At 59.0% G+C, this 14,593-nt stretch carries 18 protein-coding genes; 1 reads left to right on the forward strand and 17 read right to left on the reverse strand.

All coding sequences use genetic code 11. The features are described from left to right. Positions 1 to 9: 9 nt before the first annotated feature. The 15 genes from ispG to trmJ form a co-directional block, all read right to left on the reverse strand. Positions 10 to 1,119 carry a flavodoxin-dependent (E)-4-hydroxy-3-methylbut-2-enyl-diphosphate synthase gene (ispG, locus tag JOE29_RS18435; protein WP_003339743.1) on the reverse strand — a complete coding sequence of 370 codons (1,110 nt, stop codon included), beginning with the start codon at positions 1,117 to 1,119 and terminating at the stop codon, positions 10 to 12. Between the two features lie 3 nt (positions 1,120 to 1,122). After that, positions 1,123 to 2,127, reverse strand: coding sequence for a RodZ family helix-turn-helix domain-containing protein (locus tag JOE29_RS18440; protein ID WP_024664418.1), 1,005 nt, complete (start codon positions 2,125 to 2,127; stop codon positions 1,123 to 1,125). Further along, a complete protein-coding gene (gene pilW / locus JOE29_RS18445; RefSeq protein WP_004403131.1) occupies positions 2,127 to 2,885 on the reverse strand; it encodes a type IV pilus biogenesis/stability protein PilW in 759 nt (252 codons plus the stop codon). The genes JOE29_RS18440 and pilW overlap by 1 nt, the downstream gene beginning before the upstream one ends. Before the next feature lie 26 nt (positions 2,886 to 2,911). After that, positions 2,912 to 4,060: a 23S rRNA (adenine(2503)-C(2))-methyltransferase RlmN gene (gene rlmN / locus JOE29_RS18450; protein WP_137983832.1), complete on the reverse strand. Its 1,149-nt coding sequence runs from the start codon at positions 4,058 to 4,060 to the stop codon at positions 2,912 to 2,914. Positions 4,061 to 4,093: 33 nt separating this feature from the next. Further along, entirely contained in the window at positions 4,094 to 4,519 is a 426-nt protein-coding gene (gene ndk, locus JOE29_RS18455; RefSeq protein ID WP_002552482.1) for a nucleoside-diphosphate kinase, read from the reverse strand. Positions 4,520 to 4,615: 96 nt separating this feature from the next. Beyond that, complete coding sequence (gene iscX / locus JOE29_RS18460) at positions 4,616 to 4,816, reverse strand: Fe-S cluster assembly protein IscX (RefSeq protein ID WP_004403127.1); 201 nt, start codon at positions 4,814 to 4,816, stop codon at positions 4,616 to 4,618. Positions 4,817 to 4,830: 14 nt separating this feature from the next. Then, positions 4,831 to 5,172 carry an ISC system 2Fe-2S type ferredoxin gene (gene fdx / locus JOE29_RS18465; RefSeq protein WP_004403126.1) on the reverse strand — a complete coding sequence of 114 codons (342 nt, stop codon included), beginning with the start codon at positions 5,170 to 5,172 and terminating at the stop codon, positions 4,831 to 4,833. 3 nt (positions 5,173 to 5,175) lie between these two features. After that, positions 5,176 to 7,038 carry a Fe-S protein assembly chaperone HscA gene (gene hscA / locus JOE29_RS18470; protein WP_004418787.1) on the reverse strand — a complete coding sequence of 621 codons (1,863 nt, stop codon included), beginning with the start codon at positions 7,036 to 7,038 and terminating at the stop codon, positions 5,176 to 5,178. Between the two features lie 44 nt (positions 7,039 to 7,082). Continuing rightward, positions 7,083 to 7,604 carry a co-chaperone HscB gene (gene hscB / locus JOE29_RS18475; RefSeq protein WP_003339753.1) on the reverse strand — a complete coding sequence of 174 codons (522 nt, stop codon included), beginning with the start codon at positions 7,602 to 7,604 and terminating at the stop codon, positions 7,083 to 7,085. Between the two features lie 10 nt (positions 7,605 to 7,614). Continuing rightward, positions 7,615 to 7,938: an iron-sulfur cluster assembly protein IscA gene (iscA, locus tag JOE29_RS18480; RefSeq protein ID WP_003314173.1), complete on the reverse strand. Its 324-nt coding sequence runs from the start codon at positions 7,936 to 7,938 to the stop codon at positions 7,615 to 7,617. 71 nt (positions 7,939 to 8,009) lie between these two features. After that, entirely contained in the window at positions 8,010 to 8,396 is a 387-nt protein-coding gene (gene iscU / locus JOE29_RS18485; RefSeq protein WP_002552476.1) for a Fe-S cluster assembly scaffold IscU, read from the reverse strand. An 81-nt stretch (positions 8,397 to 8,477) separates the two neighbouring features. Then, complete coding sequence (locus tag JOE29_RS18490; protein WP_003409112.1) at positions 8,478 to 9,692, reverse strand: IscS subfamily cysteine desulfurase; 1,215 nt, start codon at positions 9,690 to 9,692, stop codon at positions 8,478 to 8,480. A 44-nt stretch (positions 9,693 to 9,736) separates the two neighbouring features. After that, a complete protein-coding gene (gene iscR / locus JOE29_RS18495; RefSeq protein ID WP_002552474.1) occupies positions 9,737 to 10,228 on the reverse strand; it encodes a Fe-S cluster assembly transcriptional regulator IscR in 492 nt (163 codons plus the stop codon). 158 nt (positions 10,229 to 10,386) lie between these two features. Further along, positions 10,387 to 11,163, reverse strand: coding sequence for a serine O-acetyltransferase (gene cysE / locus JOE29_RS18500; protein ID WP_096113202.1), 777 nt, complete (start codon positions 11,161 to 11,163; stop codon positions 10,387 to 10,389). Continuing rightward, complete coding sequence (gene trmJ / locus JOE29_RS18505; protein WP_003339760.1) at positions 11,163 to 11,927, reverse strand: tRNA (cytosine(32)/uridine(32)-2'-O)-methyltransferase TrmJ; 765 nt, start codon at positions 11,925 to 11,927, stop codon at positions 11,163 to 11,165. Before trmJ ends, cysE begins: the two co-directional genes overlap by 1 nt. A gap of 215 nt (positions 11,928 to 12,142) precedes the next feature. On the opposite strand from trmJ, the gene suhB reads away from it, so the two are divergent. After that, on the forward strand, positions 12,143 to 12,958 hold the full coding sequence (gene suhB / locus JOE29_RS18510; RefSeq protein WP_003314166.1) for an inositol-phosphate phosphatase: 816 nt from the start codon (positions 12,143 to 12,145) through the stop codon (positions 12,956 to 12,958). A 66-nt stretch (positions 12,959 to 13,024) separates the two neighbouring features. Here the strand turns inward: suhB and JOE29_RS18515 are convergent, their stop codons facing one another. Together JOE29_RS18515 and secF are read right to left on the reverse strand one after the other, a co-directional pair. Beyond that, complete coding sequence (locus JOE29_RS18515) at positions 13,025 to 13,564, reverse strand: glycine zipper 2TM domain-containing protein (protein ID WP_003421912.1); 540 nt, start codon at positions 13,562 to 13,564, stop codon at positions 13,025 to 13,027. 108 nt (positions 13,565 to 13,672) lie between these two features. Further along, entirely contained in the window at positions 13,673 to 14,584 is a 912-nt protein-coding gene (secF, locus tag JOE29_RS18520) for a protein translocase subunit SecF (protein WP_003415403.1), read from the reverse strand. Positions 14,585 to 14,593 lie beyond the last annotated feature (9 nt).

Below are 14,593 nucleotides of genomic sequence, written 5' to 3' on the forward strand. Positions count from 1 at the left end.
CAATCCGGGTTAGCCGCGCACGATGACCGAGGCGTCGGCTTCGGCTTTTTCAGCCGCTTTCTCGCGAATCAAGCGTTCCAGCTCATTCACGAGATTGTCATTGGTCAGTTTCTGCGCGGGCTTGCCGTCGATGTAGATCAGGTTCGGCGTGCCACCGGTCAGGCCGATATGCGCCTCTTTGGCTTCGCCCGGACCGTTGACCACACAACCGATGACCGCGACATCGAGCGGAACCAGCAAATCCTCGAGGCGACCTTCCAGCTCGTTCATGGTCTTGACCACATCGAAGTTCTGCCGCGAGCAGCTCGGGCAGGCGATGAAGTTGATTCCACGCGAACGAAGGCGCAACGATTTGAGAATGTCGTACCCGACCTTCACTTCCTCGACCGGGTCAGCCGCCAGCGAGATGCGGATAGTATCGCCAATTCCTTCGGCAAGCAGCATACCGAGACCGACAGCCGATTTCACCGTACCCGAACGCAAGCCACCGGCTTCGGTGATGCCCAGGTGCAGCGGCTGAACGATCTCTTTGGCCAGCAGCCGATAGGCAGCGACCGCCATGAACACATCGGAAGCCTTGACGCTGACCTTGAAGTCCTGAAAGTTCAGGCGCTCCAGGTGCTCGACATGGCGCAGCGCAGACTCTACCAGAGCCTCTGGCGTGGGCTCGCCGTACTTCTTCTGCAGATCTTTTTCCAGCGAACCGGCATTGACGCCGATACGGATCGGGATGCCGCGATCGCGCGCAGCATCGACCACGGCCCGCACACGGTCTTCACGACCGATGTTGCCCGGGTTGATACGCAGACAGTCGACGCCCAGCTCCGCCACACGCAAGGCGATGCGGTGATCGAAGTGAATGTCGGCGACCAGCGGCACCTTGACCAGTTGCTTGATGCGGCCGAATGCTTCGGCAGCGTCCATGTCCGGCACCGAAACACGCACGATGTCGACACCTGCCGCTTCGAGACGATTGATCTGTGCCACGGTAGCGGCGACATCGTTGGTATCACTGTTGGTCATGCTCTGCACCGCGATCGGCGCATCACCGCCGACCGGTACGGAACCGACCCATATTTTCCGGGATTCGCGACGCTTGATTGGAGATTCGCCGTGCATGACTTATTGCCCTAGCTTCAGGCGAGCAGTTTCGCCGCTGGTAAAAGGTGCTACATCCACAGGCTGACCGTTGTAGCTGACCTGCGCACCGCGCGCGTAACCCAGACGCAGGGTCAACGGCGGCTTGCCGTTGACATCCAGACTCTCGCCCTTGCGCTTGAGGCCGCTGACCAGCACCTTGCCGTTCCCGTCAGTGACCTGGGTCCAGCAGTCGGCAACGAACTGTACGGTCACCTGACCGGCACCCGCTACGACAGGCGCCGGCTGCTCGGCAGGTGCAGTCGGCATCGACGGCACGTTCGGCGCAGCAACGGGGGCTTGAGGCGCGCTCGCCGGTGGCGTAGCGGCAGCAGGTGTCTGTGGTTGTGCGGTTGCGTGGCCTGTGACGCTGGAAGCCGGTGCCGCAGGCGCAGCAGCTGGCGCCTCACTGGCAGGCGCACCGGTATTCAACGGCAAGGAAGTTTGCCCGGAGGCAGGCGTTTCAGCCACAGCAGGCTCGTCCGGTTCGTCAAGCGGGTGAATCTGCGTGGTGCCGTCAGCGCTTTCGACTTCGACGTGCTCCATGTTCAGCCCGGACTGATCCTTGCCGCGCAAGGTCGCCTGATCCTGCCACCAGAAGAAACCACCGCCGACGAGGATCACCAGCAACAGCAGGCTGACGATACGCAGAATGTTGTGCGACAGCCTGACCGGCTCTTCGATACGGCCCAGCGCGTGAACCGAACTGCCTTTACCGTCAGTGCCGGTGAACTGGTCGAACTGTTCGACCAGCGCCGCCTGATCAAGCTCAAGCAGTTTGGCGTAGGCACGCACGTAGCCCCGGGCAAACGTATGCCCAGGCAGCTTTTCAAACTGGCCGTTCTCCAGATTGGTCAGGGAGGTCACGGTGAGATTGAGTCTCAAGGCCACATCTGGCAGCGACCAGCTCCTGCTCTCGCGGGCCTGGCGCAGGGTTTCTCCAGGATTCACGCGATTGGTTGCTACAACTTCGGGATGCGCCGCTTTCATCATTGCTCCGACAGGTATTGCTGATATTCCGGCGTACCGGGATAGAGTCTTTTCAACAGCAGGCCAAAGCTGGCCGCCTTGTTACGATCATCATATATCTTCGCCAGCCGTGTACCGAGCAATAGACTACGTGCATTTTGCTCGCTGAGTTGGCTAAAACGGTCGTAATAGTCACGCGCCGGCACATATTGCTTGTCTTCGTAGGACAGCTGAGCCATTTCCAGCAAGGATAACGGCAACTGACGGTCCAGGCGCAATGCCTTGGTAAAATGCTCGCGAGCCTGCTCGCGGTTGCCCAATTTCAGCGAGGTCATGCCCAGGCTTTCAAAAACCCGTGACCGCTCAGGATACAGGTTGTCGGCAGCCGCCTGTTCAAAACGCTCGTAGGCTTCCTTGTAACGCTTTTGTTCGAACAGAAAACTGCCGTAATTGTTGACGATGCGTGTTTCGTTATTGCTGGCGGCCAACGCCTTGCGAAAGTACTGCTCGGCCAGCTCTGGCTCCATCTCTGTCTGGAACACCAGGGCCAGCGCGGCGTTGGCCTGTGCATCCGAGTTGTCGAGTTCCAGCGCCTTTTTCAGCGGAACCTTGGCTCGCTCGGTCTGGCCCTGCTGAAAATAACCCAGCCCCAGTTGCACGTAAGCCTTGCGCGCTTCCTCGCGCCCCTGGGCCGTCGTCAGCGGGTTGACATTGCCGGTGGATACGCACGCTGTCAGCAAAACGACAACACAGAGCAGCAGCGAGGCACGCACAGGCATGGAGTCTCTCTCGATCAGGTTCGCAGTCAGGTTCGAGTCACCGCGACAGGGACCGCATCGGCCTCGGCGCTCAACTCACGCACGGCTATATAGCGTTCGCTACGACGTGTGCGGTCCATCACCTGCCCGACCAATTGGCCGCATGCAGCATCGATGTCCTCACCACGTGTGGTACGCACAGTGACGTTATAACCGGCCTGATGCAACAGGTCCTGAAAACGACGTATCGCGTTATTGCTGGGACGCTCGTAACCGGAGTGCGGAAACGGGTTGAACGGAATCAGGTTGATCTTGCAAGGCGTGTCCTTGAGCAGTTCGATCATCTCGACCGCGTGCTCTACCTTGTCGTTGATGTCTTTGAGCATGGTGTACTCGATGGTAAGCACACGTTTTTCGCCCAGACTGGACATGTAGCGACGGCAGGACTCGAGAAGCACTTTCAACGGGTATTTCTTGTTGAGCGGCACCAACTGGTTGCGTAGCGCATCGTTAGGTGCGTGCAGCGACAAGGCCAGGGACACGTCGATGTGCTTGGAAAGCTCATCGATCATCGGTACCACACCGGAAGTGGACAAGGTCACCCGGCGTTTGGAAATGCCATACCCCAGGTCATCCATCATCAGATGCATGGCGGCAATGACATTGTCGAAGTTCAGCAGCGGCTCACCCATGCCCATCATCACCACGTTGGTGATGGCACGGTCGACGGTCGCCGGGACACTGCCAAAGGATTTGTTGGCAATCCACACCTGACCGATGACTTCGGCGGCGGTGAGGTTGCTGTTGAAGCCTTGCTTGCCCGTGGAGCAGAAACTGCAATCCAGAGCACAGCCCGCCTGGGACGAAACACACAAGGTGCCGCGCTTGCCCTGCGGGATATAGACGGTCTCGACACAGCTGCCGGACTCTACGCGCACCACCCATTTACGGGTGCCGTCGCTGGAGATGTCCTCGCTGACCACTTCAGGACCGCGAACTTCAGCACAGGCCTTGAGCTTTTCGCGCAGGGCCTTGCTGACGTTCGTCATCGCGTCGAAATCATCGACGCCGAAGTGGTGAATCCACTTCATGACCTGACCGGCACGGAAGCGCTTCTCCCCGATAGAGTCGAAGAATTTCTCCATTTCCTGTTGAGTCAGCCCCAGCAGGTTGGTTTTACCAGTCGATGCAATCATGAATTCACCCTTCACTCGTCAGTCAAAAATGACTTAGCGAGCGGTTACTTCGGTAGCTGCGAAGAAGTACGAGATTTCGCGAGCGGCGGCTGCTTCGGAATCGGAGCCGTGAACAGCGTTGGCGTCGATGGAATCAGCGAAGTCAGCACGGATGGTGCCGGCAGCAGCTTCTTTAGGGTTGGTAGCGCCCATCAGCTCACGGTTCAGAGCGATAGCGTTTTCGCCTTCCAGAACCTGAACGACAACCGGACCGGAGATCATGAAAGCAACCAGGTCGCCGAAGAAACCGCGAGCGCTGTGCTCAGCGTAGAAACCTTCAGCTTCGGCCTTGGACAGTTGCTTCAGCTTGGAAGCGACAACGCGCAGACCGGCTTTTTCGAAACGAGTGGTGATCTCGCCGATTACGTTCTTGGCAACGGCGTCAGGCTTGATGATGGAGAAAGTACGTTGAACAGCCATGGTGAAACTCCAGAAGCAGTGATTGAAGCGAAAAATTAAACCCGCGAATTATACGCGGGTTCTGGTGTATTGCCTAACTGCGCGCGTTACTGAACGTCAATCGGCCTCTTCGATCCATAACCCCTGGATCGCCTCAAGAACCTTTTCCCCGCCGCGATCCGGGACATCATCGAATTCGGGCAAGGCGATGACCAGATTGCGCAGTTTGACGAAATTTACGGTCAGCGGATTTACTTCCGGGTGGCTTTCAGCCAGCTGGATGGCGATTTCCTGCACATCAACCCATTTGAGACTCATGAGCAATCCTTGAATCAGTGCGGCGCTTCAGCGGCGTGGTTGAGCGAATACTTGGGTATTTCGACCGTGAGGTCTTCGTTGCCGACAATGGCCTGACAGGACAGACGCGACTGCGGCTCCAGCCCCCAAGCCTTGTCGAGCATGTCTTCTTCCAGCTCATCGGCCTCATCCAGCGAATTGAACCCTTCGCGAATGACGCAATGGCAGGTAGTGCACGCACACACGCCACCACAGGCGCTTTCAATCTCGATGTGGTGCTCGTGGGCAATCTCGAGAATAGACGTGCCGGGCTCCACTTCTACAACCAGCCCGTCCGGGCAATGCTCGGCGTGGGGCAGAAAAATCACCTGCGGCATCAGTTATTCCTCAATTTCATTCAAGTTGCGCCCGGCCAGTGCGGCTTTTACCGTCGAATCGAGGCGTCGGGCAGCAAATGCATCGGTCACCTGCGACAGACGCTTGGTCTGCTGCTCGATGGCATAACCATCGGTGCCTTGCATCAGTTCACGGAGTTCGTCCATCTGCAGGTTGATGACCAGGCGCTCTTCTTCGTCGAGAAGACGCTCGCCATCGGCGTCCAGGGCACCCTGAACAGCTTCGAGCAGGCGCTCGGCATCAACCTGATGCTCACGCAGCACACGAGCGACCTTGTCGTCGCCGGCATACTCGAAGGAATCCTTGAGCATACGAGTGACCTCGTCATCGGTCAGCCCGTAGGACGGCTTGACCTGAATGCTCGACTCGATACCCGAGCCCATTTCACGCGCCGAAACGCTGAGCAAACCGTCTGCATCGACCTGGAAGGTGACACGAATCTTTGCCGCACCCGCGACCATCGGCGGGATGCCACGCAGTTCGAAGCGCGCCAGCGAACGACAGTCGCTGATCAATTCACGCTCGCCCTGCAGGACATGAATCTTCATGGCCGTCTGGCCATCCTTGTACGTGGTGAATTCCTGACCACGTGCCACAGGAATGGTGGTGTTGCGCGGAATGACCTTCTCCATCAGCCCGCCCATGGTTTCCAGCCCCAGCGAGAGCGGAATCACATCGAGGAGCAGCAGTTCGCCACCGTCACGCTTGTTGCCGGCCAGAGTATCGGCCTGGATCGCAGCCCCGATGGCTACCACCTGATCCGGGTCGATCTCGGTCAACGGCTGACGACCGAACAGCTCGGCCACCGCTTCGCGCACTCGTGGAACACGGGTCGAACCGCCGACCATGACCACCGCCTCGACTTCTTCAAGCTCGATACCGGTATCACGTACTGCTCGGCGACAGGCCTTGAGGCTGCGCGCAACCATAGGTTCGATCAGCGCATTGAGCGCCTCGCGAGTCAGCGTGCCACGCCACTCACCGTAGGCGACCTCGACAGACTCGGCGTCAGTCAGCGCTTCCTTGGCCGAGCAGGCAGCCTGCAGCAGGCTGCGTTGCGCAGAAGGGTCGATGTCGGCAGACAGACCGGCATCAGCGACAATCCAGCTGGCGATCGCATGATCGAAGTCATCGCCACCCAGAGCGGTATCGCCGCCAGTGGCCAGTACTTCAAACACACCACCGGTCAGGCGCAGGATAGAGATGTCGAAGGTCCCGCCGCCCAGGTCGTAGATGGCAACCACGCCTTCGGCCTTTTGATCCAGGCCGTAGGCCACCGCCGCAGCCGTAGGCTCATTGAGCAGCCGCAGTACATTGAGGCCCGCTAGTCTGGCAGCGTCCTTGGTCGCCTGACGCTGAGCATCATCGAAGTAGGCAGGAACGGTGATCACCGCACCTACCAGCTCGCCACCCAGCGAGGCTTCTGCGCGCTGGCGCAGGACCTTGAGGATGTCGGCAGACACTTCGACCGGGCTTTTCGGCCCCTGCACGGTGTCGATGAACGGCATGTGCGACTCACCGCCGACGAACCGGTACGGCAGCTGCTCGCCCAGTTGCTTGACGTCGGTCAGACCACGACCCATGAGACGCTTGACCGAAAGAACGGTATTGAACGGGTCCTGGGAGGCGGCGATCTTCGCTGACTGCCCTACTTCGACACGATCAGCGTGATAGCGCACGGCAGACGGCAGAATGACCTGCCCCTCTGCATCGGCCAGCGGTTCGGACAGGCCGCTGCGTACTGCAGCGACCAGAGAATTGGTAGTGCCCAGGTCGATACCCACAGCCAGACGACGCTGGTGCGGTTGAGGACTCAGGCCGGGTTCGGCGATCTGCAGTAAAGCCATGCTGTTCAGAATAATCACTGGCGCGCGGCAGAAGCCGCGCGGGGTTAATCGTCGAGGCGCTCTTCTAACTGGCGCACTTCGTGAGAGAGCTTGTCGAGAAACTGCATACGCCGCATCAGCTTTTCAGCGTGCTCGCGTTGTGCAGCATCATTCCAACAGGCTGCGAAGCTCTGGTTCAGTTCGTCCTGAGCGATCTTGAGCTGACGCTTGAAGGTCGCAACGCCGGCCAGATCGGCCTCGTCCTGCAAGTCCTCGAGGTCTTCGCGCAATTGCATCTGCTGCAGAAGAAACTCGGGATCATGCACCGTGACTTCGAGCGGCACTTCGTTGCCGTTCATTGCCAGCAGATAACGCGCCCTTTTCGGCGGGCTTTTCAGGGTCTGATAGGCCTCGTTGAGACTGGCCGAGCGCTCCAGCGCCACACGCTGCTCACGCTCGGGGGCATCCGCAAAACGATCCGGATGCACGTTGCGCGCAAGCTCACGGTAACGCGTGGCCAACTGGTCAAGATCAAGCTGAAACTCGGGCTTGAGGTCGAACAGGGCGAAGTGACAGGGAGTACCCACAATAAAAGCCTCAGACGTTGAAGCTTTCGCCACAGCCGCACTCACCGCGCGAGTTGGGATTATTGAACTTGAAGCCTTCGTTCAACCCTTCGCGCACGAAGTCGAGCTCGGTGCCATCCAGATAGACCAGACTTTTCGGGTCAATGATCACCTTGACGCCGTGCAGTTCAAACACGGTGTCTTCGCTGGCCGCCTCATCGACGAACTCGAGCACATAGGCAAGACCTGAACAGCCTGTGGTGCGAACACCCAGACGAACGCCGTCACCCTTGCCGCGCCCCTCGAGGGAACGTCGTACGTGGTTAGCGGCAGCTTCTGTCATGCTGATAGCCATCGGAACTCCTTAGCCTGTTGCATTAGCCTGTTGCAGTTAACTCTGTCGCAAGCTTCTGTTGAAAAGCCTGCTTACAGCAGACCTTTCTTCTGCTTGTAGTCGCGAACGGCCGCCTTGATGGCGTCTTCAGCGAGTACCGAGCAGTGAATCTTCACTGGCGGCAGCGCCAGCTCTTCAGCCAGCTGAGTGTTCTTGATGGTCTCTGCTTCGTCCAGAGTCTTGCCTTTCATCCACTCGGTCGCCAGGGAGCTGGACGCAATGGCCGAACCACAGCCGTAGGTCTTGAACTTGGCGTCTTCGATAACGCCCTGCTCGTTGACCTTGATCTGCAGACGCATCACGTCGCCGCACGCAGGAGCGCCGACCATGCCGGTGCCCACATCAGGATCTTCCGCGTTCATCTTGCCGACGTTACGTGGATTTTCGTAGTGGTCGATGACCTTTTCGCTGTAAGCCATGATTCTATTCCTCTCACATCAGGGAGCCGCTCTGCAGGTCACGCGCAATTGCCCATGACCTGTATTGGAGGCGACTTTAAATTAGTGCGCCGCCCACTCGATCTTGGAGATGTCGACGCCGTCTTTGAACATGTCCCACAGCGGCGACAGTGTGCGCAGCCGGGTAACCGCCTCGCAAACCTTCTGCGCGGCGTAATCGATTTCTTCTTCGGTGCTGAAGCGGCCGAAGGTGAAACGAATCGAGCTGTGTGCCAGCTCATCGTTGCGACCCAGGGCACGCAGCACGTACGAAGGCTCAAGCGACGCCGAGGTACAGGCCGAACCGGACGATACCGCCAGATCCTTGAGCGCCATGATCAGCGACTCGCCTTCGACGTAGTTGAAGCTCAGGTTCAGGTTGTGCGGTACCCGGGCAGTCAGGCTGCCGTTGACGTACAGCTCTTCCAGATTTTCGACCTGCTTGAAGAAACGATCGCTGAGTGCCTTGATGCGCACGTTTTCAGCAGCCATTTCTTCTTTGGCGATACGGAATGCTTCGCCCATGCCGACGATCTGGTGAGTCGCCAGGGTGCCGGAACGCATGCCCCGCTCATGACCACCGCCGTGCATGGTCGCTTCAAGGCGAACACGAGGCTTGCGGCTTACGTAGAGTGCGCCGATGCCTTTAGGGCCGTAGGTCTTGTGTGCAGAGAACGACATCAGGTCAACCTTGAGGCTGGCCAGATCGATTTCAACCTTGCCGGTCGACTGCGCGCCATCGACGTGGAACAGCACACCGCGCGAGCGCGTCAGTTCACCGATCGCGGCGATATCGTTGATGGTGCCGATCTCGTTGTTCACATGCATGATCGAAACCAGAATGGTGTCGTCGCGCAGTGCCGCCTCAATCATGGAAGGCGTGATCAGGCCGTCTTCACCCGGCTCGATGTAGGTCACTTCGAAACCTTCGCGTTCCAGCTGGCGAGTGGTGTCGAGGACAGCCTTGTGTTCAACCTTGGAGGTGATCAGGTGCTTGCCTTTACTGGCGTAGAAATGCGCAACACCCTTGATAGCCAGGTTGTTGGATTCGGTAGCACCCGAGGTCCAGACGATTTCGCGCGGATCGGCGCTGACCAGATCAGCGACCTGACGACGGGCATTCTCGACCGCTTCTTCGGCTTTCCAGCCAAAGACGTGGGAGCGCGAGGCCGGGTTGCCGAAGTTTCCTTCGACGGTCAGGCAATCGATCATTTTCTGCGCGACACGCGGATCGACCGGGGTCGTCGCGGAGTAGTCGAGGTAAATTGGCAATTTCATTGAAGCTCTCCTATCAGGCAGGCGCACCGCTCATTCATCTGCGTTCATTCGACGGCGGACGTTTCGATCTTACCCAGTTGCGACATGTGGTTATGACCACGGCGCATATCCTGGCGCTGAGCGACTTCTTGTACCTCACGGCGAGTGACAAGATCCGCCAAGCTGATACCGCTTAGAAATTCGTGAATCTGCTGGCTCAGGTCGCACCACAAGTGATGGGTCAGGCAGGTATCGCCAGCGTGGCAATCGCCCAGACCCTGACACCGCGTAGCATCGACCGATTCATTGACTGCATCGACAACCTGAGCAACCTGGATGCCTTTCATGTCGCGCGACAGCTGGTAACCACCACCCGGACCACGAACACTGGAAACCAGATTGCCGCGACGCAGCTTGGCGAACAGCTGCTCGAGGTAGGACAGGGAAATACCCTGCCGCTCGGAGATGTCGGCCAGAGACACTGGCCCGTTCTGCGCATGCAACGCCAGGTCAAGCATGGCTGTTACAGCGTATCGGCCTTTAGTAGTCAGTCGCATGGCGTATACCGCAGAGATTCGGAATGAGAGCGAGTATGCTATTCCCGAGTAAAAGAGTCAACTATTAGACCAAGTAAAACAGTCGGGATTAGCGAAAAGTGCGGGCTGCATCATAGCAAAGGTGCGGCGTAATGGCACGCGCTCGCCCGCTGCAATACCTAGCCGACCTTGTCGTCCTGACGGTCTTTCACGCAGTCGAACACCTCATCGCGCAGCTCCGGCAACTCCTTGGCGCGGTAGTCGCTGCCAAGCCTGCCGAGCGCATCACACATGCCTTCAAGACGACCGTCGACAGCCTGCAAATGGTCAAGCAACTGGCCAATGGCGCGCGCGACCGGATCAGGCATATCTGCACTGACACCGTAGGCATCAAAGCCGAGCTTCTCGGCCATGGCTTTGCGCCTGGCCTCAACCTCGTCGTCCGACTTGACGATGATCCGCCCCGGGATGCCCACTGCGGTTGCGCCCGCAGGCACAGCCTTGGTGACCACTGCGTTGGAGCCGATCTTGGCGCCCGCCCCCACCGTGAATGGCCCGAGCACCTTGGCACCCGCCCCGACCACCACACCATCTTCCAGCGTCGGATGGCGCTTGCCGGCATTCCAGCTGGTGCCACCCAGGGTCACGCCCTGGTAGAGGGTGACGTCATTGCCGATCTCGGCGGTTTCACCGATCACGATGCCCATACCGTGATCGATGAAAAAACGGCGACCTATACGCGCACCTGGATGGATCTCGATACCGGTCATCCAGCGCCCGAAGTTCGACACCACACGCGCCGGCCATTTCCAGCCGGTGCACCACAGGATATGGGCGAAGCGGTGCAGCCAGATGGCATGCATCCCCGGATAGCAGGTCAGGACTTCAAAGGCATTGCGCGCCGCAGGATCGCGGTGGAATACGCTTTGAATGTCTTCTCGCAGACGCTCGAACATCACTGATCCTTTCGCTTGTAGGGTTCACCACGTGCGGCTTTCTGGGTTTCGGTGAGCACACCGCGCAGAATACTCAGCTCGGATCGCTCGACTTCGCTACGCCCGTACAGCCTGCGCAGCCGGGCCATCAGATGCCGCGGCTTTTCCGGATCAAGAAAGCCGATGGCCACAAGCGTGGCCTCAAGGTGGGTATAGAAACCTTCCATTTCGTCCATCGTCGCCAGCTCGGCATTGTGCGCCGACGCAGGTCTGGAAGCCTCGCCCTGCTCCGTGGCAGCCAGCCAGGCCACGCGCACTTCATAACTGAGCACCTGTACGGCAGCCGCCAGATTGAGCGAGCTAAACGCAGGGTCTGACGGGATGTGCACATGGAAGTGGCAGCGCTGCAGCTCTTCGTTGGTCAGGCCCGCATGTTCGCGACCGAACACCAGCGCCACCTCGGCACCCTCGCCGGCCTGCTCGATGACTTTTTCACCCGAGGCACGCGGATCCAGCATAGGCCACGGCAGGCTTCGATCCCGCGCGCTGGTGCCCAGCACCAGACGGCAGCCGACCAGCGCTTCTTCAAGGGTCGCCACCACCTGCGCGCCCTCGAGAATGTCGGTAGCCCCGGACGCACGCGCATCGGCATCGGGCGAAGGGAAAATGCGCGGATCAACCAGCACCAGACGCGAAAGCCCCATGTTTTTCATGGCGCGAGCAGCCCCGCCGATATTTCCGGGATGGGTAGTGCCGACCAGGACAACACGAATGTTCTGCAACAAAGCGAACGCTCACTGACACGAATTAGGGGGGCAAATCTTACAGAAACGGCTCGGCTAACGCTATGAAGCTGTGCGGAGCGCAACCGCAGAAGCGACCGCACCGGACGCAAAAAAACACACACGAACCCGACAACCGTAACAACGCAAGGCTGGAAATAATTCGAATCAGCCCATAGAATGCCCGGCTCTCTTTAACAACCTTAGGTGAATTATCCATGCAGCCCATGCTGAATATCGCGCTGCGCGCCGCCCGCAGCGCCAGCGAATTGATTTTCCGCTCCATCGAGCGCCTGGATACCATCAAGGTTGACGAAAAAGAAGCCAAAGACTACGTCACAGAGATCGACCGCGCTGCCGAGCAAAGCATCATCACCGCTCTGCGCAAGGCCTACCCGACTCACGGCATTCTCGGCGAAGAAAGCGGCCTGCACGAAGGCAGCGGCGAGGGTACTGACTACCTGTGGATCATCGACCCACTGGACGGCACCACCAACTTCGTTCGCGGTATCCCGCACTTTGCCGTCAGCATCGCCTGCAAATACCGCGGCCGCCTCGAGCACGCCGTGGTTCTCGACCCGGTCCGCCAGGAAGAATTCACCGCCAGCCGTGGTCGTGGCGCTGCCCTGAACGGTCGCCGTCTGCGCGTCAGCCAGCGCAAGAGCCTGGAAGGCGCCCTGCTCGGCACCGGCTTCCCGTTTCGTGACAACCAGATGGACAACATCGAGAACTACCTGGGCATGTTCCGCAGCCTGGTAGGCCAGACCGCCGGCATCCGCCGTGCAGGTGCTGCAAGCCTCGACCTGGCTTATGTCGCTGCCGGTCGCTTCGATGCATTCTGGGAGTCAGGCCTGTCCGAGTGGGACATGGCTGCAGGCGCCCTGCTGATTCAGGAAGCAGGCGGTTTGGTCAGCGATTTCACCGGTGGTCACGACTTCCTTGAGAAAGGCCACATCGTTGCTGGCAACACCAAGTGCTTCAAGGCGGTACTGACCGCGATCGCACCGCACCTGCCAGCTTCACTCAAGCGTTAAGCTGCAGGCATAAAAAAACCGGCGCAAGCCGGTTTTTTTATGTCTTGTGAAGCCCAGCGGCTGGCGTTACTGCGCCTGACCCAATATCAGCTGACCGTTCTTGTCGACCGGAATCTGGCTACCCGGATCACGCTCCATACGAACCTGACCCACTTTCTCGTTCAACTTGTATTTGACGTTGTAGCCCACAACCTTGTCGCTCACATCGTTGACCGTTGTGCAGCGGTTCTGCGTAGTGGTGTAGGTGTCACGCTCCTGCATGCCTTCCTGAACCTTGTTACCGGCATAACCACCGCCGAGCGCGCCTGCGACCGTTGCGATTTTCTTGCCATTACCACCACCAACCTGATTGCCGAGCAAACCACCGGCAACCGCGCCAATAACGCTACCGACGATCTGATGCTGGTCCTTGACCGGCGCCTGACGGGTAACGGTTACGTCCTTGCAAACTTCACGGGGGGTTTTGATCTGCTGGTTGATCGGCTCTACCGCCAAAACATCCGCATACTCAGGACCACCCTTGACCAAGCTATAGGTGGCAACGGCGCCGCCAGCAGTCACGACAGCAGCACCTAACACAGCACCAACAAGCATAGACTTGTTCACTTGAACCTCCTGACCAATCGAAACGCAGCATGGCTGCGCAATGCCTAGCCTTGGAGCATAAAAAAAGGCGCGAGTTCAGCACTCGCGCCTTTTTTATGATGGCCGGACCTACGGGAGGTCGTCAGCCTTCTCGACGACCACTGGCGGAATCAAATCCTCGGTGGTCAGGTTCAGCCAGATCAGCACTACGTTGGCGATGTAGATGGACGAGTAGGTACCCGCCAGTACACCGATGAACAACGCGATGGAGAAGCCTTCCAGGCTGTCGCCGCCAAACACCCACAATGCCACGATCGCCAACAGGGTCGAAACCGAGGTGGCAATGGTGCGCAGCAGTGTCTGCGTGGTGGAGATGTTGATGTTCTCGATCAGCGAAGCCTTGCGCAGCAGGCGGAAGTTTTCGCGTACCCGGTCGAAGACCACGATGGTGTCGTTCAGCGAGTAACCGATGATCGCCAGCACCGCCGCCAGCACCGTCAGGTCGAAGGTGATCTGGAAGAACGACAGGATACCCATCGTCACCACCACGTCGTGAATCAGCGAGACGATCGCACCGACTGCGAATTTCCACTGGAAGCGGAATGCCAGGTAGATCAGAACACCGCCCAGCGCCATCAGCATGCCGAGGCCGCCCTGATCGCGCAGTTCTTCACCGACCTGCGGGCCGACGAACTCGACACGCTTGACCACTGCCGGGTTATCGGCACCAGCCTTGCGCAGCGCCTCGGCAACCTGAGTACCCAGTTGCGGGTCTTCACCCGGCATGCGCACTAGCAAGTCAGTGGTAGCGCCGAAGCTCTGTACAACGGCTTCGTGATAGCCCGCCGAAACCAGCTCCTGACGGACCTTGCCGAGGTCGGCGGGACGTTCGTAGGTCAGCTCGATGAGCGTACCGCCGGTGAAGTCCAGACCAAAGTTGAGCCCTTTATGGAACCAGCTGAACAACGCCAGTGCGGTAAGGAGCATCGTGATGGCGAACGCAACATTGCGAACGCCCATGAAGTTGATGGTACGTAACATGGCAGCCCC

The sequence above is a fragment of the Pseudomonas sp. PvP009 genome, assembly GCF_017832995.1.
Taxonomy (GTDB): Bacteria; Pseudomonadota; Gammaproteobacteria; order Pseudomonadales; family Pseudomonadaceae; genus Aquipseudomonas; species Aquipseudomonas syringae.

What these genes read in the sequence shown, in the direction of transcription:
- iscU (WP_002552476.1), bottom strand. Translation starts at nt 8,396, where the DNA reads ATGGCTTACAGCGAAAAGGTCATCGACCACTACGAAAATCCACGTAAC.
- iscX (WP_004403127.1), bottom strand. Translation starts at nt 4,816, where the DNA reads ATGAGTCTCAAATGGGTTGATGTGCAGGAAATCGCCATCCAGCTGGCT.
- fdx (WP_004403126.1), bottom strand. Translation starts at nt 5,172, where the DNA reads ATGCCGCAGGTGATTTTTCTGCCCCACGCCGAGCATTGCCCGGACGGG.
- iscR (WP_002552474.1), bottom strand. Translation starts at nt 10,228, where the DNA reads ATGCGACTGACTACTAAAGGCCGATACGCTGTAACAGCCATGCTTGAC.
- secF (WP_003415403.1), bottom strand. Translation starts at nt 14,584, where the DNA reads ATGTTACGTACCATCAACTTCATGGGCGTTCGCAATGTTGCGTTCGCC.
- JOE29_RS18490 (WP_003409112.1), bottom strand. Translation starts at nt 9,692, where the DNA reads ATGAAATTGCCAATTTACCTCGACTACTCCGCGACGACCCCGGTCGAT.
- pilW (WP_004403131.1), bottom strand. Translation starts at nt 2,885, where the DNA reads ATGCCTGTGCGTGCCTCGCTGCTGCTCTGTGTTGTCGTTTTGCTGACA.
- rlmN (WP_137983832.1), bottom strand. Translation starts at nt 4,060, where the DNA reads ATGATTGCATCGACTGGTAAAACCAACCTGCTGGGGCTGACTCAACAG.
- JOE29_RS18440 (WP_024664418.1), bottom strand. Translation starts at nt 2,127, where the DNA reads ATGAAAGCGGCGCATCCCGAAGTTGTAGCAACCAATCGCGTGAATCCT.
- ispG (WP_003339743.1), bottom strand. Translation starts at nt 1,119, where the DNA reads ATGCACGGCGAATCTCCAATCAAGCGTCGCGAATCCCGGAAAATATGG.
- ndk (WP_002552482.1), bottom strand. Translation starts at nt 4,519, where the DNA reads ATGGCTGTTCAACGTACTTTCTCCATCATCAAGCCTGACGCCGTTGCC.
- cysE (WP_096113202.1), bottom strand. Translation starts at nt 11,163, where the DNA reads ATGTTCGAGCGTCTGCGAGAAGACATTCAAAGCGTATTCCACCGCGAT.
- hscA (WP_004418787.1), bottom strand. Translation starts at nt 7,038, where the DNA reads ATGGCTTTACTGCAGATCGCCGAACCCGGCCTGAGTCCTCAACCGCAC.
- suhB (WP_003314166.1), top strand. Translation starts at nt 12,143, where the DNA reads ATGCAGCCCATGCTGAATATCGCGCTGCGCGCCGCCCGCAGCGCCAGC.
- iscA (WP_003314173.1), bottom strand. Translation starts at nt 7,938, where the DNA reads ATGGCTATCAGCATGACAGAAGCTGCCGCTAACCACGTACGACGTTCC.